At 39.0% G+C, this 21433-nt stretch carries 19 protein-coding genes; 5 read left to right on the top strand and 14 right to left on the bottom strand.

All coding sequences use genetic code 11. The annotated features are described in order from the left end of the window. Positions 1–63: 63 nt before the first annotated feature. The 11 genes from KO511_RS05535 to KO511_RS05485 form a co-directional block, all read right to left on the bottom strand. Complete coding sequence (locus tag KO511_RS05535; protein WP_215986482.1) at positions 64–339, bottom strand: hypothetical protein; 276 nt, start codon at positions 337–339, stop codon at positions 64–66. Beyond that, complete coding sequence (locus KO511_RS05530; RefSeq protein ID WP_215986481.1) at positions 336–722, bottom strand: hypothetical protein; 387 nt, start codon at positions 720–722, stop codon at positions 336–338. Before KO511_RS05530 ends, KO511_RS05535 begins: the two co-directional genes overlap by 4 nt. Positions 723–1105: 383 nt before the next feature. Next, positions 1106–2887 carry a class I poly(R)-hydroxyalkanoic acid synthase gene (phaC, locus tag KO511_RS05525; RefSeq protein ID WP_215986480.1) on the bottom strand — a complete coding sequence of 594 codons (1782 nt, stop codon included), beginning with the start codon at positions 2885–2887 and terminating at the stop codon, positions 1106–1108. Positions 2888–2943: 56 nt separating this feature from the next. Continuing rightward, positions 2944–3291, bottom strand: coding sequence for a phasin family protein (locus tag KO511_RS05520; protein WP_215986479.1), 348 nt, complete (start codon positions 3289–3291; stop codon positions 2944–2946). Between the two features lie 56 nt (positions 3292–3347). Further along, complete coding sequence (locus KO511_RS05515; protein WP_215986478.1) at positions 3348–4556, bottom strand: acetyl-CoA C-acetyltransferase; 1209 nt, start codon at positions 4554–4556, stop codon at positions 3348–3350. A 14-nt stretch (positions 4557–4570) separates the two neighbouring features. Next, complete coding sequence (locus tag KO511_RS05510; protein ID WP_215986477.1) at positions 4571–5311, bottom strand: SDR family oxidoreductase; 741 nt, start codon at positions 5309–5311, stop codon at positions 4571–4573. 678 nt (positions 5312–5989) lie between these two features. Further along, positions 5990–6781: a type IVB secretion system protein IcmH/DotU gene (gene icmH / locus KO511_RS05505; protein WP_215986476.1), complete on the bottom strand. Its 792-nt coding sequence runs from the start codon at positions 6779–6781 to the stop codon at positions 5990–5992. Further along, positions 6778–8103: a type VI secretion system baseplate subunit TssK gene (gene tssK / locus KO511_RS05500; protein ID WP_215986475.1), complete on the bottom strand. Its 1326-nt coding sequence runs from the start codon at positions 8101–8103 to the stop codon at positions 6778–6780. Before tssK ends, icmH begins: the two co-directional genes overlap by 4 nt. An 11-nt stretch (positions 8104–8114) precedes the next feature. Continuing rightward, complete coding sequence (gene tssJ / locus KO511_RS05495) at positions 8115–8615, bottom strand: type VI secretion system lipoprotein TssJ (RefSeq protein ID WP_215986474.1); 501 nt, start codon at positions 8613–8615, stop codon at positions 8115–8117. After that, the gene (locus tag KO511_RS05490; protein WP_215986473.1) at positions 8608–9951 is read right to left on the bottom strand and encodes a type VI secretion system-associated FHA domain protein; all 1344 of its coding nucleotides are present in this window, start codon (positions 9949–9951) and stop codon (positions 8608–8610) included. Before KO511_RS05490 ends, tssJ begins: the two co-directional genes overlap by 8 nt. A gap of 12 nt (positions 9952–9963) precedes the next feature. Next, complete coding sequence (locus tag KO511_RS05485; RefSeq protein WP_215986472.1) at positions 9964–10566, bottom strand: porin family protein; 603 nt, start codon at positions 10564–10566, stop codon at positions 9964–9966. 484 nt (positions 10567–11050) lie between these two features. On the opposite strand from KO511_RS05485, the gene KO511_RS05480 reads away from it, so the two are divergent. The 3 genes from KO511_RS05480 to KO511_RS05470 are packed head-to-tail and all read left to right on the top strand — an operon-like array spanning position 11051 to position 16267. Beyond that, positions 11051–12382, top strand: coding sequence for a type VI secretion system ImpA family N-terminal domain-containing protein (locus KO511_RS05480; protein WP_215986471.1), 1332 nt, complete (start codon positions 11051–11053; stop codon positions 12380–12382). A 2-nt stretch (positions 12383–12384) separates the two neighbouring features. After that, the gene (gene tssM, locus KO511_RS05475) at positions 12385–15780 is read left to right on the top strand and encodes a type VI secretion system membrane subunit TssM (RefSeq protein ID WP_215986470.1); all 3396 of its coding nucleotides are present in this window, start codon (positions 12385–12387) and stop codon (positions 15778–15780) included. A 34-nt stretch (positions 15781–15814) separates the two neighbouring features. Further along, complete coding sequence (locus KO511_RS05470; RefSeq protein WP_125322799.1) at positions 15815–16267, top strand: Lrp/AsnC family transcriptional regulator; 453 nt, start codon at positions 15815–15817, stop codon at positions 16265–16267. Between the two features lie 101 nt (positions 16268–16368). Here KO511_RS05470 and KO511_RS05465 read toward each other — a convergent pair whose 3' ends face one another. Beyond that, a complete protein-coding gene (locus tag KO511_RS05465) occupies positions 16369–16881 on the bottom strand; it encodes a GNAT family N-acetyltransferase (RefSeq protein WP_125322800.1) in 513 nt (170 codons plus the stop codon). Between the two features lie 148 nt (positions 16882–17029). On the opposite strand from KO511_RS05465, the gene KO511_RS05460 reads away from it, so the two are divergent. Both KO511_RS05460 and KO511_RS05455 read left to right on the top strand, forming a co-directional pair. Next, positions 17030–17536, top strand: a complete 507-nt coding sequence (locus KO511_RS05460) for a GNAT family N-acetyltransferase (protein WP_215986469.1) — start codon at positions 17030–17032, stop codon at positions 17534–17536. Further along, positions 17533–18339 carry a helix-turn-helix transcriptional regulator gene (locus tag KO511_RS05455; RefSeq protein WP_215986468.1) on the top strand — a complete coding sequence of 269 codons (807 nt, stop codon included), beginning with the start codon at positions 17533–17535 and terminating at the stop codon, positions 18337–18339. The genes KO511_RS05460 and KO511_RS05455 overlap by 4 nt, the downstream gene beginning before the upstream one ends. A gap of 347 nt (positions 18340–18686) precedes the next feature. Here the strand turns inward: KO511_RS05455 and tssG are convergent, their stop codons facing one another. Further along, complete coding sequence (tssG, locus tag KO511_RS05450) at positions 18687–19685, bottom strand: type VI secretion system baseplate subunit TssG (RefSeq protein ID WP_215986467.1); 999 nt, start codon at positions 19683–19685, stop codon at positions 18687–18689. Continuing rightward, the gene (gene tssF, locus KO511_RS05445) at positions 19682–21430 is read right to left on the bottom strand and encodes a type VI secretion system baseplate subunit TssF (RefSeq protein ID WP_215986466.1); all 1749 of its coding nucleotides are present in this window, start codon (positions 21428–21430) and stop codon (positions 19682–19684) included. The genes tssG and tssF overlap by 4 nt, the downstream gene beginning before the upstream one ends. Between the last annotated feature and the right edge of the window lie 3 nt (positions 21431–21433).

Raw genomic sequence — 21433 nt, 5'->3', positions numbered from 1 at the left:
TGACTCATGTTCAACAATGATTGTTTCACTTTACCAGTGAGGGTTTTTACCGCCTCTTCGTTTTTAGAATGGATCGATATGGACTTTATCTGCAACACCTTCAGTATTAGTTGGGTAATACATATGAAGGGAAGCCGCTTCCATCATTTCATCGGCACTTATTAAGTGTTTAGAATCTGCGGGTACTTCATCATCTACCACAGCGCCAACGCGTTTATGATGCGCTGAAATACATTCGGTGATTTTAGGGATGAGTTCTTCTCTGCTGAGTGCATGGCTTTGGTTATCGCAAGAAAACATTACGCCAATATCCGAACCTGGCTGCTGGTCCGTAGTCACTCGCTGATTACCAGAGGCGTAGGATCCATACAATATTGACATCCAAGTTCCCCCATAAATACCTGCCAGTATGTTGGTGAAATAGAGGTAGGTTGAGGTACCATGTTATACACTTCATTACTAGACTGTGGTCTAAGGCTCCCCTCTACAATCGTACTAAGTGCTGTTATTGCTTCTTCGCAAGTATGCCCATACTTGGGAATATTACATTTGCTCAATTCGTTGCGATAAAGGAAAGGCTCTACCGAAAATTTCGGCCCAGTAGCTTGTTTTGACTCTATTTTTGAAATACCGAGATTGAGTAATCGAAATAGCTCTTGGACTTGGCTTTCAAAATTAAGCAACCCAATATCACCCGATACATCTTTTGCAATTTCCAACATCGTTTTCACCTAAATTGAAGGGTAACTACAGGCAATCAATAAAAGCAAACAAGAAAGCTTAGATCAACTTAATAAAGCGCTTAATTATCCATTTTCTTGTTAGGTAGGCGCCCTGATTATTGATTAAAAAAATAACCAGAAATTCAAATGTTGCATAATATCAGCTATCTATTTAGTGAAAAAATGAGCATTCGTGAATAAATAAGGTGGGTGTTGGGCTCTTTTTAAATTTATTTACATATTTATTTTTATTAAAAAAAACAATAATGTATATATCAATAGTGAGAATGTATGAAATGGTTCAATAGCAAGACTTTCAATCCTTATAAAAACTAAACAGCCCCGAGTTATCCACTCAGGGCCAAACTTACATAAAATAACTGTTAACTGGTACTTTCTTCAATTGGAAGCACTTGCTTGACATAATTCCCTGGGGCTGGACCTAATACCGAGAATTGTTCGCTGCCAACATTGAATGGTTCACGTTGCTCTTCAGGGCTAAAACTCAATAGCCATTGATTCCAATGTGTCCACCATGACCCCTCAGCATGCTTTGCATTTGCTAACCATTCATCTGCATTTTCATCTAAACTTTCATTGGTCCAAAAACCATATTTTCTTTTTTCAGGGGGGTTGATAATACCTGCAATATGTCCAGATTCACCCAGAACAAAAGTTTTGTTACCACCAACATTAAGAGCACCACGATATGTTCCCTGCCACAAGGCAATATGGTCTTCCTTCGTAGACACAAAATAGCTCGGTATTTTAATCTTATTAAGATCTATCCATACCCCACCAATCTTAACGCCTTTTTCCTTCACTAATTTGTTGTTTAGGTACAACTCACGAAGCATAAAATTGTGGCAAGAGGCACTAACGTTGGTGCTATCACTATTCCAATAGAGTAAATCAAAATCAACTGGGCTTTGCCCTTTGAGATAATTGTCTACATAATAGTTCCAGTAAAGGCTGTTTTCTCTTAATAAACTGAACGTTACGCTCAATGAGCGCCCATCCATGAAACCTTTTTCGTTATTTTGTGCTTCGATTGCATTAATGATTGTATCGTTAATATAAGCACCGACTTCTCCAGGCTGAGAGAAATCTAATAATGTGGTAAAGAAAGTAGCACTCTTAATGCGCTTCTTCATTCTCTTCGCGGCATAATAGGCAATAGTACTAGCCAGTACAGTCCCACCAATACAATATCCAGCGGCATTAATTTGTTCTTGCCCTGTTATATCTTCAATTGCCGAAACAGCTTTCGCTACTCCCTCAGTGACATAGTCTCCAAATTCAATTTGACTTTGCTCTTTACCTGGGTTGCGCCAAGACATCATAAATACCGAATGTCCCTGCTCTAGCAACCAACGTACTAATGAGTTCTTCTCACGTAAATCAAGGATATAGTATTTGTTAATAAATGGGGGAACAAACAGTAGAGGTGTAGCATGAACATTTTCAGTAAGCGGGCGGTACTGAATCAGTTCGAATAGCTCATTACAATAAACAATATCACCCGCAGTATTAGCCACATCATCGCCTAACCGGAATGAATTATTGTTTGTCATTCGGATCTTTAGAATGTCAGCACTCGATTCTATATCTTCTTGTAACTGCTCAAGCCCCGACAATAGGTTTTCACCGTTTTGTTCCAACGTCAGCTTTAACAATTCAGGGTTAGTTGCAATAAAATTACTTGGCGACAACGCGTTGAGTGCTTGACGTGAGAAAAAGCTAATCCGTTCTTTCGCTTTTTCGTCTAGGCCTTCCATGCTGTCGATTGTCTTTAAATAAGTCTGACTAAAAAGTAAATAAGATTGCTTAATGAAGTTGTAGAAGATTTCATTCTGCCACTCTTCATTAGAAAATCTTTTGTCGCCCTTCTCTGCCTCAACAATCGTTTCACCATTTTGTGCTAATGCTACATTTTGCCAAATTTCTAGCTGTTGTTGCCACCATTCAACTTGAATCTGTAGTATTGCCGCTGGTTGATTTGCAGCACTTTCAAAAAGTTTTGAGGTGTCTTCGAAGTTGACTTCTTGCATTGCTTTATTGAGAGGGGAGTTAACGGCTGCCCTGTTTAGTTCTAAATCTTTCCACCACTGTTGATTGGTTTCTTGAAGCTTTACAAGGTAGTCCGAAAAGAAGTGTTGATACATATTGCTACTCCTAAGTTCGGAAAAGTGCCGCCAATTTAGCGGCACACAAGTCAGTGTTATACTGGAGTCACTGTCTTAAGGTTTTCCGTTGTCAATTGGTCAACATCATCTTTGAACTCTTTGGCAATTGACTGAAGCTTATTACTATCGTCCATCATCTGATGAGATAATTTAGAAAGAACAGACAATTGCTGACCATTAAAAGATGTTAAAGAAGTAACATCTTTAATTTCACTGGCTGCTTTCATTTGAGTTAAACCCATCTCACTGTATGTGCGGATTGCATTTAATTGAAGCTCTGTTAAAACTTCAACATTCTTAGTAACAAGCTTGTTAAACTTGATATAAGGTTCTAGACTTTTCTCTGTTTGGTCAGTGAAAGATTTAAAAAAGTCAGTATACATATTAATACTCCTGGATTAATTCCATTATTGTTGGCTTAAATTCGACTAACTCGAATTCAAGCGATTGATTTGACAACTACTGCCGTGCCCATACCCCCGCCTACACACAGGGAAGCAACACCAAAATTACCATTTCTTCTGTTTAGCTCGTGAACTAGAGAAACCAAAATTCGATTTCCTGATGCTCCAAGCGGGTGACCGAGTGCTATCGCTCCACCATTTACGTTTGCTTTTTCCAAAATAGAGCTGCTTGGTATATTATGAATATCAGCCAGCTGGTGTATGACACCCAAAGCTTGAGCTGCAAACGCCTCATTGAGTTCATAAAGATCAACATCACAAGCAGGAATCTCAGCCTTACTCAATGCTTGAGTGACCGCTTCTACAGGACCTAACCCCATTATCTCTGGCTCAAGGCCTGACTGAGCATAGCTAACAATTTCGGCTATAGGCTTAAATCCAAATTCTTGGACCGCACTTTCACTAACAACAATAATGGCACTTGCACCATCATTGATACCTGAGGCATTACCAGCTGTCACTGTGCCTTCTTTTTCAAACGCTGGGCGCAGTTTAGCTAAGCCGTCAAGTGTTGCGTTGACTTTAGGGTACTCGTCCGTCGAGAATCTAATGGTATCTCTTCGATGTTTTACATCAACTGCAACAATCTCATCTTCAAACTTACCGGCTTCAATTGCAGCGGTGGCTTTCATTTGACTTGAAAGAGCATACTCATCTTGCTGAATTCGACTGACCCCTACTTCACGAGCAACATTTTCCGCTGTCATCCCCATATGGTATTGATTAAACACATCAGTCAAACCGTCACTAATTAGCAGATCAGTCAGATTCATATGTCCCATTTTATGACCATCGCGGATATTACTTGGAGTAGTAAAAGGGATTTGAGACATCACTTCTACACCTGCAGCTACCACGATTGAAGCATCCCCACTGCGTATGTGGCTAACTGCATCCATCACGGCTTTCATTCCACTGCCACAAACCATATTCAAAGTGTAAGCAGGGACATTAGCGGGAATACCAGCATGAATTGCCGCTTGGCGCCCTATGCCCATACCTTGTCCAGCACCGACAACATTTCCGACAATGACTTCATCAACAAGTTTTGGCTCAATATTTCCAGCTTCTAATGCCGCTTTAATCGCAACAGCACCCAGATCACCTGCTGAAATGCCTTTAAGAGTGCCACCAAAGGATCCAATAGGGGTTCGCTTAGCAGCTACAATATAAATTTTTTCCATTAGACTCCCCTTTCTTAATGCATGTATAAGCCGCCATTTACAGACAAAGTTTCACCTGTAATATAAGCTCCTGCATCACTGACTAAAAACGATACCGACTGAGCAACTTCTTCTGGTGTCGCCAAACGCTTCATAGGGATTTGAGCTTTGATTGCTTCCAAGACTTCTGGTTTCATCTGCTCAACCATTGGTGTACCCGTATAGCCCGGTGCTACAACATTAACCGTCACGCCACTTCTTGCCCCTTCTGCTGCCAGCGCTTTCGAAAACCCAATCATCCCTGCTTTTGCCGCTGAGTAGTTAGCTTGGCCAAATTGCCCTTTCAAACCATTTACAGAAGAGATATTAATGATGCGCCCGTTACCTTTTTCACACATAGAATCAAATAGAGGCTGAGTCACGTTAAATACGCTATTTAGATTCGTGTCTATGACATCTTTCCAAGCTGAGGCTTTCATCTTCTTAAATGTTGAATCACGAGTAATACCTGCATTATTGACGACAACATCCAAGGTTCCTTCTTCCTGTAATAACTGAATTAACCGCTCTGCACATTGCTCTGTGTCAGTCACATCAAGCTCAAATAAACGAACTTGGTCTTGGCTAAATTGCTTTTCATCAAACCAATCTAAAGCACTCTGATAATTACCTGTAGAGTAGGTTGCGATTACACGATAACCGTCCTTAACTAACTGCGAGGAAATTGCAGAACCTATACCACCTTTTGATCCTGTGACCAAAGCAAGTTTTTTCATCGATGAGACTCCATTCGTAACAGAAAATAATTTTTCATCTGCTATATCTCCGGTGCTTCAAATAAACACCAACCAACGTCATTAGTTATATATTAGTCAGGAACCTTACGTTCCTGTTCTGTTATTTTAAGGTAAAGACTTAATATTACAGTTCAAACAATTTTTGAACTTAGTTGCATAATGTTGAACGAGATCTCATATAGGATGAAATGTTGCCTTGATGTTAAATGGCTGTATCTCATTGTTTTAAAAAGGCTTTAAGTAAGGGATAATTAAATCATTAGACGCTAAGGTCATGTTTATTAAATACTTTTTACCATTTTTAAATATTTCATTAGTTTTAATCTCTCTTTCATTCTTTATTATTACATTATTAGATGTATAAGTTTTTATTAATCTTATATTTAATAAAAATTCGTATTTAATTTATAATTAAAAAATTATTTATATTAAATATATGTAAATTAAGACTCATAGATACCGCATTAATCTTTTATTTAATATAGAAATTTAACTCTTTATTACTAAATAAAAGAGTACCAATGAGAAGCTACCACTAGACGTAACTGGGCGCCCTACCTAGCTATGTCGAGTATCAACCATATCAGGTAACACATTTAATATTTTCTAGTCTAAAAGATTAATTTTTGAGGAAAAGTCTGCATAACGCAGACTTTTTTACTGGAAGTTGTTTAACAGGTTCTGAAAGTTTGTATCAATGATCACGTAGGTAATAAGGTACATAACTGAAAATAAAAGAGCAGAAACACCAAGGGTCACTTTAGGAGGGATAACACGCTTTAAAGGCTGCTTGAGATATTTTGCTTTTAAATTGACCAGCGAAACTTTCTCATTTTCAGCCATTCTTTCATCCTTGATTAGACGGTAAATGGTATTCGCTATATCTGCGAGTTTTTCTTGTCCCCTTTCTTCGCGGCCATACTTACCCTGAAAGCCTAATTGAATAAGAAGATACAGAAGCTCGATAACGTAGCGGTAGCGTCTAGGATCCGCTTTTAGACGCTCCAGTATGGTGAAAAACTTATCACCACCAGAAGTCTCATTGTGAAATTCTGCCAGTAAACTATTTTGGCTCCAATTACTATTTGCCCCCCACTCTTGACGACATACAGCTTCATCTATAGCGGCACATAAACAATACCGGATAACCAAAACAGATGCTCTATCAACTTCCATCTCATTCAATTTACGCTCGCCTTTACGAATTTCTCTCGCAATTTGTTCCCTAAACGGCTGAGGGTCTTCTAACCATGGGATAGAAGACATACAAGACAGACTCGCAATTAACCATGAAAACTGATCAACTAAAGGATTAACACCCATAGTCTCGATATTCGGGTCTTTAACTGCAATGTTTCTGGATAGGTCTGGTGCAGGCATAACCTCCATTGGTTTACCTGGATCAGGTTGGAAAAGTACAACAGTAACATCGTTATCTATGTAACTCATACTCTCACTGCCCATAGCTGAAGTGATAGATTGGCAAAGTCACCCGAGACATGTACAGCAATAGCTGAAGCTTTCTCAAGTGCAGCCCACTCTTCACTTGATCTCTCAAGTTCAAAGTAGGTATAACCCGCATGATAAGGTAGAGCACGCGGTACTACTGGCATAGGCTTGATACTGATACCCGGTAGTTGAAGATTAATCAAATCACGAATATTATCGATAGCTCCAATCTTGGTTTGACTTACAAACTGAGTATGAAGAATATCAAGAGTAACATCCGCTTTAACTGCCAAGATAAAGGTTGCGGATTCGGCAACCTTCTTATCGGGAATCACTGCAGTACGAATGCCAAAGCTTTGCTCTTGAAGAGTTAAAGGTATAGCTCGCTGCTCAGACATTACACTTAGTGTTCGCTTGGCATGATCCAGGGTTTTTGATAGACAGGCAGTCAATTCACCGTGGTTATATTCAACAAAATCTGGTGGCCTGCGTGATGTTGAGCATAAGGTGGACAGCTCGCCTTCAACTTGGAGAAGAGTTCGATATAGAGACTCGGGATGCACTCCTTCCACACTCGAAAAATGCCAAAATAGCGGCTCATAGCGATTCAGCGCTTGTAAGAGCATAAAGTCTGATACAGTAGAAACTCCCTGTTGGTCGACTGTGCCAAGTCGCTCAACGATGGACTCAGCACGGTGCTTCAGCATAGAAGCAAATTCATTAGTAAACTTTGTCAATAATTCTGATGCTTTAATATCGATACACGTAGGTATATAACGATCATCAAGAACAACACTACCATCCGCTTTGACTTCTGAGATTTTGAGGATTGGAATGCCTGTAAAAGCACTTCGATCCTCATCTTCATACATCAAACAAAATTTCAGCTTTCCGACTGTAATATTGGCGGTGTCTTCATTATCATAACAAGAATCAACCGCATCCTGATAGCTGACAATGTAACGCACATCATCTCTATCAGAACCAAATACTTCCTCTCGTTCTGACGGAAGTGGGCAACATAGATAAATAATTTTATCTGTTACAGAAGGGTCCACTTCTTTAACGTCAGGGACATCTGCAAGAAGCGGCAAGTCAAAAGGTGTCTTATCTTGCAATATACCCGCCGCACTTGTCACAGCAATTTTACCCTGCGTCAAAAGCTCAGTGTTTATCTCTATGCGATTCACACCCCAAAACAAAGGCGAACTACTGGAGAACAGCATGCTACTTCGTTTAGTTTGAGATCGATCCAACTGCTGAAAATGCTGTGGCTTCATGAACATGCCATCTTGCCACACCACAGGATTATATAGTGACATCTTGATATTCCTTAAAAATATGTTTGTTCAATTCCGCGCGTAGAATCAAATGATAATTCATTTTCCTCTAGATTAAGTTTCAAGAAGTACTCAGATTTCTCTTCAATTATCTCGAGCTTTCTCCAAGATGAGCCATTGATGTCGCGAAAAGCGGCAGAAAAGCCTAGCGCTCGTGTAGCAGGATCCAATTCCAAAACCTGATGAATTTTCTCACCGGGCTTCAACTGATATTCATAGCGCTTTATGTATTCGTCACCTAAGGACTCTTTGTCGTTATCAAACAGAGCGAAAAAATCAAGATTACGAAATAAAACAGGAGATGTGAGTTCATGAATGCGTAATATAACCGGTGAAGGTTGGCCCTTTTTACGTACGTTAAGTTGAGGGGAGGCTTCAATTATCAATTCGATAGAAGAGGTTTCCGGTGTAATCCCACTCGATTCTTTAAACTGTTCCCACATCGAGCAACCCGATAAGCATAACAGGGATACTATGAAAATAAATTTACGCATGTTTTTCTTTTAACAGCCTATTATAGTTTTCTTGTACAAGTTTCTTGGTGCCAATACCATGGACACCTTTCAAACTCTCCAAATAATGTAACTTATATGAGTCCCATAACTTTTGTTTAATCAAAAAGCCTTTATTTTCATGTTTTTGCTCAAATACTATTGGATCATATAGACTAATACTTTGTTGAACATAACTATTTAGTGCTTGCTCATAGAGCAATTTATGTTCACTAATTTCATCCAGCATCTGTTCAACAAGTTCATTAGGTGAGAGCATGCTTTGTTTGTTTAAGTCAAGCATCAAGCTAATAAGATCAGTATCTGTAGCCGCAGGGGATTGTTTCAACTCTTCAATTTCAACCAGCTCATGCTGTAGCTTAGTCATACACAAACGTAAACACATGCCCATTTGTTCAAATAGGCGTGGATCATCTTCTAATAGTGAGTTGTCGGTGATACCTAACCCCTTTCTGAAAGCGTCAATGGCTCCACCATTGGCTGAAGGCATTTTTATTTCACTTTCATTTATTTGATGTGTTTCATGATTGGAAGCCATTTCTTCCCATTCTTGAGCTGAACGTTCGTCTGGGGAATTTAAAAGACTATTGGGCTGTTTACTTATACTCTCTACTTCTTGCTCTGCTGGTAACGCAACCTCGATAGTTCGGGTTTCCTCGCCAGACATCCAGTCTTCAGGAATCAAACTAGGCGCATCAAATTCGGAATAAACACTTAAACTATCATCAACAAGCTGTCGTGTTGACTCATCAATTGCTGAAATTGTTTCAGGCTCATGACCTTCTGTTCTAATCAGATGGTTATCATCTTGTTTTAAAGAAAAGTCTAAATGTGCCATAGGATCAGATAGATCCGACTCATTTGATTGAGTTTCAAAAAATATCTCCTCTAATGGCCCTTCCTGCTCCAACTCAAATTCAATTTCCTCCAAATTCAGTAATGGATCTTTGTTATCCCTATCTGGCGTAATATCACATGCAATATCTAAGGTATCAGCTTCCTTCTCAACACTGACTGATAACTCATATTGGCCTAAGGTAATAATATCTCCTTCATGAACCGGAATTGGTTGGTTTTTAAGTAACTTATTTCCGTTCACAATCAACCCATTAGTACTAACATCACTAATGTAATGCGCATCTCCATACATACTGACAAGGCAATGGGTACTCGATATATAACGATTATGATCAATCAAAGGTACTGAACAACCTGGATTACGCCCAATAGAACCACCACTGTCTGGCAATTCTACAAATTTTGCTCCCGTATATTCTTCAGGGTGCTTTGATATGACTATGACCAAGCGCTCTAACAAAGCTATTACCCTCTAAAATAGAAGTGATACTGAAAGTTCAAGTCCACCCAAACCATCGTTATAGATCGGCAGAATATAAGAAACTTGTGGAACAACCTGAATATGGGCATCAGGATTACTTCCCAATTTAATAACAGTACCTAAAGTTGCTACGGCACCTGCTTCAAACTGGTCAATATCATCAAGTTGAGCGCCATATTTAAATCCATCGCCATCAACTGGCCAACGATTAGAATACTGGCTATAGGCGGCTGAAATACCAGCACCAATATAAGGTGTAAAAATAGACCAATTACCTAATGCGTACTGAGGAACAACTCGTAACTCATAGTTAGTAACTTCTTGATAAATTCCATTGCTAGGGGCATCAACTGACTCACTAAGGTAGTTAAACCCTAACCACCATCTCCAGCGATTATTATCTTCATCGATTGGTCGAGTATGTACGAAGCCATAACGGATTGTATCAGCGGTACCACTGTCTCCTTGCTCGTACTCTATCGAATCAATACTCAACATATTCACAGAGCCACCGTAGCGCTCTCCCTTCGCATTGACCGCCGTCGATACTGTGCATACTAGGGCCAATAAACCCCACTGACATAACTTACTCATCCTTTTATCCTCAAAAGGTCTAAAGTAAAAACATAAATAAACAAGTGAGCAAAATAGCAGGCTAAGTTACAAATTCAATAGCGAAAAAAAAATCCCACATAATTATTTCCTTTCCCCTAGTGTTACCTTCTTATTCCCTAGAAAAATAGACACTTCGACTGTCTGGGTGAATTTCATACAAGCGATTTAAATAATTTGCATAATGTGAATATATTTTAATACTCAACCAACTTTATAGAATGGCGTTTATTTAACCAGATGGTAAATGAAAAAGAAAACCATTAATGATAAAAACATCAACTAAACTTTAGTACCAACTGACACGGTTCACAGTTAATAAACTTTAATCATTTTTAATCAATATATTATCTACAAATTGCTTTTCTCCGACGTAAAATCCCACATTGATAATAAAACATCTTAATTAAGAATTTTTTATAAACTTGGTTGAGCCTTTATAACTAGCGTCACTTGGGTAGGATTAATGTACTTTTCAGACTTCGCTCGACGGCCAATAAGCGAGCAGACTCCTTGCGGAGTCAACCCGAACAACCTCGAAGATTTTGAGGAGATAAAACGACAGATAAACAATATCAATAAGGTGACGGGGCGCGTCTCGTGGAAAAAAGTACAACAATTGTCCAAAGCGATCCTTAAGAATCAGAGTAAAGATCTACGTTGTGGTTGCTACTATGCGGTAGCTTCGGCACATAACGACGGCTTAATCGGATTTGTCGATGCACTCAATGCCATTCTGGACTTATGCGTGGTTTATTGGTCATCATCTTACCCAGAAGTTTCAAAATCAAGCGCTAGGATTGGCGCTTTTGAATGGTTAGCAGAGCATGGTGAAAAAAGAGTCAAGCAATTTAACATCACCCTTGAAGATAAAGCTGTCCTTGAAGCTGGACACAGAGTCTGCCTAAGAATAGAAGAAGAACTAAGACTCTATTATGGACACAAAGCACCTTCTCTTGGTGGAGTAAGGCGTACACTGAGTCAATTTATTGATGAATTAAAAGACGCGGAAGATAAAAAAGAACAAGCGAAGAAAAAATCTCAAAAACAAATAGAAAAGTCGCAGGCCATAAATAATAGTGTGCCGCCCATAACAGTCAAGATTAATCCATCCACGGCTCAAACACTTCCTCATCATGATGCTGAACCAAAGAGCAATCGCTCTGCTGTGTGGACCATCGCTGTTGCTGTGGGTGTTTTTATATTTGCTTTAAGTGCTTTCTATCTAAAAAAAGATCAATTGCTGACGGAATACAAACAAAAGATTGCATCAAACAATATCTCGGTCTTACTGCAAGTAACACAAGGCTTAAATACCGAGAAACAAGACACTATTGAACAGTTAAAACAACCACTCATTAGTGCTATTGACAAGATGGTTTTTGACCTAGAACACTCACCAAAGAAAGTGAGTCAATTGTCAAATTTAATAGAAATCACCGATAACCTTGCAAACCTTTATTCCGATTCATCTTCCGTGCAAGTATTATCAACTGAGCTAAATCGTTTTGAAAGTCAGATGGAACAGGACTTTAAAGACATCAGCAATCGCTTTTCACGTGCGCGAACAGCCATTGCAAACTTAAAGCTTGGTAACAATGACACCAATACCCAACTTGCATATCAATACAGTAATTCACTATTTCCTCTCCTAGGGAGAATTGAATATGCCGAGAAGGCCAATGACCCGACCGAGCTTGATCGCTCCCTAGTCTTGATAAACATTTACATACATAAAATCGCTCAGCTCAAGGCGGCACAAATCCAAACATCACTAGATAAAGTTGTGGCTGAATAACCATGTTAAAAAATATAATACGTCATCCGATATTCCTCTCCACTGTACTCGCTTTAGTGTTTATTGCTGGACTCTCTGCTGCGCATTTTTGGGCACCTGACACCATTACAAAGACGATTTGGTTTGTCGGCATTGGTATAATCGCTCTTGCTTTTTTGTCGTATCAAGCCGTACTTTTTTTCAGAAAGAAAAAACGAGGCCGTGAACAACAACTTGAAACTGAAGAAGAAGCCTTAAGCTTAGTATTGAAGCCACTGCTTACCAGTTCTAAGGGCAAGCCAATTTATTTGCTGCTAGGCAACCGTGCAGCAGGTAAAAAGCAGTTCTTATTTAGTTCAAATGCAATCAAAACTCTTGATAATTCAAAGACTGCAAAAAATGATTTTTTCGAATGGTATGAGTCTGACGAAGCCGTATACCTCAAACCTGACCAAAGGTTGGTATTCCAAGAAGTCTCTGCTTCTGACACTTTATTATGGGCGGCATTAGTTGGCGAAGTACTTAAAAGTCGGCCTCGTAAGCCGTTTGCAGGTTGTTTGTTCTTTACTGACCTAGAGTTTTTAATTATTTCTGAAGAAGAACAAATCGATTATACACTAACAGCTTTAATTGAACGCGTTACTTCTATCTGCGAACGCACCAATACAGCTCTTCCAATCTATATGGTGGTGTCAAAATTAGATAAATTACAAGGCTTCAAAGAGTATGTTCAGTTAAGCCCTCTCAAGCATAATATTGAGTATCTATCTATTGCTCTTAAAGATGCAAAAGGGGTTCTCGTAGACTATTACCGTGATAGCTTCGATAACCTAGTTAGAGTTATCGAAAAAAATGCCTTGGATTCAACTTCTGGGTCAAATGAAACCAAAGAGAAACAAGCCATTCTCTCATTTCCAAAACAACTTGAAATTTGTCAAAAAGAAATTGAATACGTTGTTCAGCGCTTAAGTGAGGTTAATCGAGGGGCTTATTATCTAGATTTAAGAGAGTTATTTTTTGCTTCATGCCTTCAAGGTGGCAGAAAATACAACTTGCTAGCAAAAAGTTGTAGTACCTATTTCAACCTTCCAATTATTGCATCTGAGCATACTCAATTATCTGAAACACCATATTTCATTCGATTTTTGATTGAGTCCCAAATTCTGCCTGAAGCAGACTTTGCCGGAGAAAATAAGACTTACCTCAAACGCATATTACGCCAAAGCCGTTTGGCTATGGTCGCCTCTATCGTATTTTTATCTGCAGGTGCCTATTTGTTAGGTACCACACTCGATAGCAATCTTCGTGTTATATACCAGTTACTCAATATTGAAACGGAAATCGCTGCTTCAGACATTAATCAACAATTAGACGTAAATTTAGCGAAAGCTATTAAGAAAATCGACCCTATTTACAACGCTTGGCTAGAAGGTAGCAAAGCGATGGATGAGGAGGTAATTTCTCTTAATGTCAGTCGCTTAGAACCAGCAACACAGATCGCTTATCAAGCACTACTCGATTCTATTCAAAATGAATTAGTGCCTGTTATCGAGCAAACGTACCGAGTACAATTGACACAGTATCAAGATCAGCCACTTAAAGCATTACCTGTTTTAAAAGGTTACCTCATGCTTAAAGAACCAAATAAGCGTGATTTAAGCTATATGACTGCACAGACCAATTCGACTTTATCCAAGATCATTAATGATCAACAACAAGTCGACACAACGATGAACTATCTCAACGCTTACTTCAGAACTGATTTCCCACCAGTCAACATCAATATGGGCATCGTTCGAGCAACACGTCGAACATTACTCGCAGAATCTAATATTGATCTGGTCTACGCGCAATTAATTCACCAGGCTGAAAGCATCGACCTCGGCACTCTAAATTTGGAACGTGCCGTCGGCTTTGACTTTAACAATGTTTTCAATGATAAAGTGGACCAGCAACTACTCGATATCAGTAAGGTCTATACGGCAACAGGCTTTAGTACCTTTTATCGCCCACGAATTGATTTAATGTCCAAAGACGTGATCACCAATAACTGGGTTCTGGGATTGTCTAAAAACGTTATCCCAAGCGATAAAGAACATAAAAAGTTCAAAGATAAAATCCGCAAAAGATATACCGATGACTACGTAAGCTATTGGAGAAATGCACTAAGCGAATTAAAAGTTAAAAAGTATGAGTCAATTGGTGATCTTACTAATGCAATTGATCTTGTGTCGGGACCAGCATCACCTCTTACTACTGTTTTAAAACAAGTATATTCTAATACCCATTTCTCGCCGACAGGAGAGAATGAGCTGCTCGCAAACAAGCTACCTAAAGCGGCGACCGAAGCTATCGATAAACTTGCCGATTCAGCCGAAGAATTCGTACAACCTGACTACTTATTGATGCGCCGTGTCGAGCAAGCTTTCTATCAACTAAATCAGTTGCAAATTAACGAGACGCCAAACTCCCCTACTCCTTGGGATGAAATCGTGACAGCATTGAGCCGGCTTAGAACCTATATGAAAGATATAGCCGACTCACCAGATCCACAAATGGCTTCATTACTGGCGGCTCGAAAACGAATGCAAAGCTCTGAAGCAGATCCGATAATTCGCCTTAAACAAATTGCTCAGAAATCTCCAGAGCCAGTTCGCAGTTGGTTACTAGGTTTGGTTCAACAAAGCTGGTCAGTCATGATCGCGGAGTCAGCCAAAGGTGTGCAAAGCCAATGGTACAGTGATGTGTATACCAAGTATAAAGACTTAGCACTCAACAAATATCCTTTTGATTTGAATGCTGAGGAAGAAATTACATTAGAAGATTTCGAGCTGCTTTTTGCTAAAGGCGGGATCATAGATACCTTTGTGCAAAAAAACTTGGCTTCATTTTACGATACTAATCTCTGGACACCTAAACGAGTAGAAGGAGAAAACATGCCTCTCACTCCACAACTTTTGGTGCAACTGAAAAATTACAATGTCATACGTGACACCTTAATTAATAAGAGCACGAACCGCGTATCGATTCCATTTACTACTAAAGTCTTAGACTTAGACTCAAGTGCCATACGTGCAACCATTAGAGTCGCCGACTCACAAATGAGCTATTACCATGGTCCAAGTCGAATCCAAGAATTAGAATGGCCACCAAAAAGTGGTGAATTTAACGTCAGCATTACTATTCAGGACGTAACTGACGAAGGTAAACAGTACGTATTGAGCAAGGATGGTCAGTGGGCAATCTACAGACTATTAGGCCAATCAACACTAACAAATCAACATGATGGTAGTTTTGTTAGTGACATAACCGTTTCAGGTCGCGATCTGAAACTGAGAGTGAAACCGCTTACGCAAAGGAATCCATTTACCTTAGCAGAGCTATATAACTTCTCACTACCCGAAACCATCAACTTATAAAAGCAGACTAATAAAAACAGCGTAAGGCAGGATAATGATGTCAACTACAAACCTTCAGGGATTGGATAAATTAGATAGGAAAATTCTTTCAAGTCTCTTGTCAAATGGCCGAGAATCAATAGCGAATTTATCACGCAATATTGGTTTATCACGTACCGCTGTCGCTGAGCGTATCAGCCGACTGGAAAAAACCGGTATTATAAAAGGCTATACCGCCCAAATTCGAGTAGAGAAAGAAGGTAGGTTAGCGTCTAGCTACCTACTTATTTCTTGTGAAAAAGGAAAGAAGAACAATGTCACAGAGGCACTAAAAGAGCTTCCAGAGGTGAGAGTCACCAGTATCGTCGGTGGCGCGTACGATATTATCGCTCTTATAGAGGCACCTGATCTTCAGTCGATCCACACCTTGTGCAATGAAATAGAGTCATTTAACGGCATTGAGTCATTAAATAACACTGTGATATTGCACGAACCGATTCGACGATAAAGCCCATGCACAATAACTACACTTTCTAATCTAGGGCGTCGATATAAATTTAAAGCCACATATTTTTTATGTGGCTTTTTGCCTTCTCAATCAAATATTGTCTAAGTATTAATGATACGATAACAGTGGTCTGCATACATTCGATCACCAATTTGATATGCATTAGGTATTATTCTTTGAAGAGTAAAACCACACTTTTCTAATACACGCTCCGAGCCTATGTTGCCCTCAGTGACGACGGCACTAAACTCGTTAATATCGCAGTTCATTCTGGCCCAATGAAGCAATGCTTTCAATGATTCTGTGCCATAACCCACACCATAAAAGCTAGGCAGCAACAAATAACCAACCTCTGCTACGCCATTTTCTACTTTTAATCCTGTAATACCAACTTTTTCATTCGTCTCCAAAATTGAGATTGTCAAGCAAAGCCAATGTCCAGACTCTCTATTCCAAGTAGGTAAACAATATTCAAATTTTGCTTCCAGCTCATCATTTGATGGCTCATCAAAACATAATGCGATAATCTCGGGGTCGGAATGTAAAAAGTAATATAGATCACGATCACACGCCTTCAACTGTGTCATAACCAGACGCTCGGATCTAATTTCCATCGTTTCTCCATTCTCAGAAAGATATTAAAAGACTAGGATTCATAGCAATACGATTAACTGTATAAATTTACTAAATTTTTTCTTTATTTTAACGCTATGATTACTTATATTTTCCATCTATGCAATTAGTAATAAAATCCACTAAATCATGAAATTTATCAACGAAGAACATGGCGAAGTGTCAGCGATTAACTTAATCCGCTGTCCAAAATATCTCTCGCTTTTTGCTCAATGGGCAGAGAGCGAATGGGGCTATGTAAGAAATAAAGGCGTCAAGTTTCGCACAGAGTTATTTAAGCAATACATCGAGTCTAATGGTATTCCTGAAATTTACGGTTTATTTATACAGGACGCCCCTGTTGGTATGTTTGCAATTGAAGACTGCGAGTCTCAAGACAATACTCTGTTTTTGAATTACTTGTATATTACACCCAAATATCGTTCAGCAGGCATAGGCACGAGAACAGTAGAACTAGCGAAACAAATTTGTCGCACCTATAACGCTGAGTTTATGCAGCTGACAACGTTAGAAACCTCAATGAATGCATACTACGAAAATCTTGGTGGCCATATAATTGGTGAGGAGTATTTTTACACTTATCCAGCAACCCGAATGGAAATAACACTCGAGCCAACAGGACAAGAGAGGGGATGAAAACAAGTTCTCCATTTAAATCCTACGATAGAAGCTTGATTGATATCAAATCACAGCAGTCTCTGAAGCTGAATGACGATATTTATAGCTACTGCAAAGATCTATATACTTTTACAGGCTCCGAGTTCTTCACACTTATGATAGGTCAAGGACAGGAAAGTATGATTCTATCAAATATTCCCTACACTTCTAAGCTCATGTATTACAAAAGACGTTTGAGATCTATTGATATTGCTATCGATATAGACGCTACATGCCAGGAGGCAGTCTCATTCCCCTCTTCTGAGTTTTATACAGTTCAAGATAAAGTAACACCTGAGTTTATTACAATAATGGAGAAGGAACTCGGTATACATAACCACTTTGCATTGACCAAAGCATGTGACAATTATGGAATTAAGTTAGTGCTGTCTGGCACAAAAGGCAGACGAGATTTCAAACATCACTGCACAAAGAATAAAGCAATTGTTGAAAGCTTTTCACTAAAATTCATCGAACGATATAAAGCGGCTATAACAGATACAATCCCAAGTATGAGATTTTCCCGTATTTTTAAAGTAGATGGCTTCTTGGATAGTTTAATTAAACAAAAGCGTCCAATCTTCTATGAAGTTCCTAAAGACCAAGAGCTACTTTGCCTATTTTTCTTTAAGGAAGACAACGGAGCAAAAGAAATCGCCAACATTACTGGGTACAGCGTCGCAACAGTCAACACCTATTTAAGATCAGTTAGAGAAAAAATGAATGTTGATAAAACGTACCAAGCTGCAATTAAAGCCATTCAAGATGGTTTAATATGCTAGTTATCAAAGATAATAAATGAGTACTTATTTTGTTCTCCTCTTACGTTAGCTGCCAATCCGCACCACTTATTTTTTTCATTGTCAATCCAACTGGTTATATGAAATTTATTTTTCTTATACTTCATAATAGATTCTTAAGTTATTTATATAACTTATTCTAAGCTAAACTACCTCCTAGCTTTATTTACATAGCCAAATTATGTTTGTAATTAATTTCTTATTATTTTACTTTATCGCCTCAATTCAATTGAGGCTTTTTTACTTAGGGCAATATGAACCATTTGATGATATTCGTGTAAAAAATGACATGAAAAGTAACTGCATAATATCTTCCCTTTCAAATTGGCTTATAGCTGCCCAATTTGTTTAATCGACACATCTTTTAGCTCAGGAGCACCAAGCCATAAGGTTTGACCAAGTAAATTACCTTCTCCCTTCCCCAGAGTGTTTTTAGGAATAGTTTCAAGTTTCACTTTCATGATCATGTCCCATGCTAGAGGGTCACGTAAAATAAACTGCATCAAACCAATAAGCGTTTTGTAATTACGTCTACCAGGTAAAAATGTTTGGTAGGTAGAAAAGTCGATATCCTCAATACGCAAATGAAATTTACCAACTAAGTCAGGCAAGGTTTTACCTAGGTGAAGGTCTTGTCCCAGCACACAATTATTTTGATTTAGTACGTTCCTTTGCGAAGGATGAATAGTGACTCTACGGTAAATCCATTCATCGACAAAAACACTGCTCAGATTAAAATAATGAGCCACTATTCCTGATATAAGTTTGGGCGATCGCGTTCTAGTTGAAAGCTGGCTAACATACGACAGGAGTTTAGCTCTATCTAGCTCACTGACTTCTGCTTCTTGCATTATCGATGACAAACCAAGCAAATGAAGCATACGGCCAGAAAACGGGTCTTTCGCTTCACTTTGATATTGAATGTGGTAGCGGTATTTTTTCCAGACTCGATAGACTAATGACAAATGCCGATTGTGGAAAAAATCAAAAAACTGTTTAACTGGGTTATCATCATTCTCTCTTCCTGCTAACTTCTCGGTATAGGACGAGGGAAGAGGTGAGCTCGACCCATGCAGTCCCAAAAAATTTACTTCAATTCTAGTGTACGGATTACCCTCCATTTCAAAATGTGCAACGTAATCAATGTCACTTTTAGGAAAAGCTAGGCTAGGCGATACGCTAAAACGAATGTGCTCCTCAGAAATATACTTATTCTCACCGATACCCTGATAGCTAGAATACGTTTCTGCTTGGTAAAATTTTTCCAGCAATGAAACCGCTTGAAAAAAGCTAAATTCATGTGTCTGTTGTTCAATTTGATCAATCATAGTACCGTCTGCTGCCCTACTAGGCTTGGCCAATGATAATTTTCACCCGTTTTTTCATCAAACACTTCAAGTTCAGTAAAGGAATTCAAACTCGAATATAAGCGAATAAACTCGTTTAATACGCTCACCAATAGAAACATATCACCTTCATTAACAAAAAAAGAGGAGTCTACGGTAAGATTGAACTGAGTTCCTCGTATAGCCGTACCACGAAATACTCTATCGGCAGGCTGCATTTCACTTTTCTTAATTCCATCCAATCTATGAATTGACGCTCGATGAGCTTGGCGATCGACGCGAGAATGAAAGTCGTAAGTTGAAAGTAGCACTTTTAACACATCAATATTTGCCAATGACAAATAGTTTAATGACATATTGGCAATCAGCTGCCATTGTAACTCACCGCTCACTTGCGGGCTGACGGATTGAGTTGGCTTAGTGATATTGATAAAATTAGCATAAGTCGGTGAATTATGTGCCGAGTAGGTAATGTCACCAACCGACAACCGCTCTGCCAAATCACCATTACTACAAGTGAGTTTCATTAAGACAGTTTCAGAGCCAAGCTCTGCGATATCACTGTTATGTGTATGAAAAGAAATATAACGCTCTAAGCCACGGCCACTGACTCTTTCAGAGACTTTAGTCTTATAGAATTCTCGTTTATCACGCTGATTAATTTGGTGTTCAAAAGACTCAAACTCAATTAACGTCTTTCGGCAACGCTCTTTTTTACTCCATGTTTCAACTTTACCGATTGAATAAACCTCATAATGCTCTTGATTGCTACTTTGAGGCCTAACCTTGTATTCACTTCTGCGATGCTCCAACCGAATCGGGTCAGCATCTTTAGTAAATAAATTCACAGCTGGAGTACAATGAAGGCGTAAATGTTTATTTTTTAAATTAATTTCTGATGGCAGTGCTCGTTTGAATACAAAAGAAATTTTCATTGTTGAACGTTGGGGGACACCAGATAACCAATCAAGTCCTGTTACATCGAAGAACATAAATTTCTCGGGTAAAGAAAAGTACTCCTGTAAGAGACGGTAACCAGAAAATGAGTTACTACCATAGGGCAGGATTGCTTCTTCATCACCAAAGCCCACTGGTTTAATACAAGAAGATGGCAGCTTATGTGTAAAGCCTCCCCCAACATCGAGTTCAACATAATCAAGGTAACGGAACAGCCATAAATACAGACTACGGGTAATATGTACTTCACCATGCAGATGAAATCGTAACGAATCCATTTTTAATCTTGAAAGATCTTGGCCAAATTCGGCAGCAATTGACACGTCGACACTCGAATTAGTTCGACTATTAGACTGTTCAACTTGAGTAATACTGATGGGATACAAAGCAACGTCATAGCAGCTCCTAAATAAACATTGAGTGCCTTCAACTTGTTCGCTCGCCATTTCAATGCCTCGCTCAACAACCATTTTTTCAGTCACACTGCCAACATGCGGCGTTAGCTCTGAAATACACATTGAAGGTACGGAGCGCATGTAGTGCGGCCAAAGTAATGTCATCAGTGATTGAGTAAGCTCAGGCAGTTCGTCATCTATCTTTTCTCTGATCCTTCCGGTAAGGAATGCAAACCCTTCCAAAAGACGTTCTACATCTGGATCATAAACACCTTCACCAAGAAAGTTTGTTAACTTAGGATGATATTTGGCAAACTCGCTTCCGGCTTCTCGAAGATAAGAAAGTTCATCTTGAAAATATTTGCTGCTACTCACGAG

Source organism: Vibrio hepatarius (assembly GCF_018860525.1).
GTDB lineage: Bacteria > Pseudomonadota > Gammaproteobacteria > Enterobacterales > Vibrionaceae > Vibrio > Vibrio hepatarius_B.
This window is presented reverse-complemented; position numbering and strand designations above follow the sequence as displayed.

What these genes read in the sequence shown, in the direction of transcription:
- tssK (WP_215986475.1), bottom strand. Translation starts at nt 8,103, where the DNA reads ATGTCACTATATAATCCTGTGGTGTGGCAAGATGGCATGTTCATGAAG.
- KO511_RS05530 (WP_215986481.1), bottom strand. Translation starts at nt 722, where the DNA reads ATGTTGGAAATTGCAAAAGATGTATCGGGTGATATTGGGTTGCTTAAT.
- KO511_RS05465 (WP_125322800.1), bottom strand. Translation starts at nt 16,881, where the DNA reads ATGGAAATTAGATCCGAGCGTCTGGTTATGACACAGTTGAAGGCGTGT.
- icmH (WP_215986476.1), bottom strand. Translation starts at nt 6,781, where the DNA reads ATGAGTTACATAGATAACGATGTTACTGTTGTACTTTTCCAACCTGAT.
- KO511_RS05455 (WP_215986468.1), top strand. Translation starts at nt 17,533, where the DNA reads ATGAAAACAAGTTCTCCATTTAAATCCTACGATAGAAGCTTGATTGAT.
- phaC (WP_215986480.1), bottom strand. Translation starts at nt 2,887, where the DNA reads ATGTATCAACACTTCTTTTCGGACTACCTTGTAAAGCTTCAAGAAACC.
- KO511_RS05480 (WP_215986471.1), top strand. Translation starts at nt 11,051, where the DNA reads ATGTACTTTTCAGACTTCGCTCGACGGCCAATAAGCGAGCAGACTCCT.
- tssJ (WP_215986474.1), bottom strand. Translation starts at nt 8,615, where the DNA reads ATGCGTAAATTTATTTTCATAGTATCCCTGTTATGCTTATCGGGTTGC.
- tssM (WP_215986470.1), top strand. Translation starts at nt 12,385, where the DNA reads ATGTTAAAAAATATAATACGTCATCCGATATTCCTCTCCACTGTACTC.
- KO511_RS05515 (WP_215986478.1), bottom strand. Translation starts at nt 4,556, where the DNA reads ATGGAAAAAATTTATATTGTAGCTGCTAAGCGAACCCCTATTGGATCC.
- KO511_RS05510 (WP_215986477.1), bottom strand. Translation starts at nt 5,311, where the DNA reads ATGAAAAAACTTGCTTTGGTCACAGGATCAAAAGGTGGTATAGGTTCT.
- tssG (WP_215986467.1), bottom strand. Translation starts at nt 19,685, where the DNA reads ATGATTGATCAAATTGAACAACAGACACATGAATTTAGCTTTTTTCAA.
- KO511_RS05520 (WP_215986479.1), bottom strand. Translation starts at nt 3,291, where the DNA reads ATGTATACTGACTTTTTTAAATCTTTCACTGACCAAACAGAGAAAAGT.
- KO511_RS05485 (WP_215986472.1), bottom strand. Translation starts at nt 10,566, where the DNA reads ATGAGTAAGTTATGTCAGTGGGGTTTATTGGCCCTAGTATGCACAGTA.
- KO511_RS05460 (WP_215986469.1), top strand. Translation starts at nt 17,030, where the DNA reads ATGAAATTTATCAACGAAGAACATGGCGAAGTGTCAGCGATTAACTTA.
- KO511_RS05470 (WP_125322799.1), top strand. Translation starts at nt 15,815, where the DNA reads ATGATGTCAACTACAAACCTTCAGGGATTGGATAAATTAGATAGGAAA.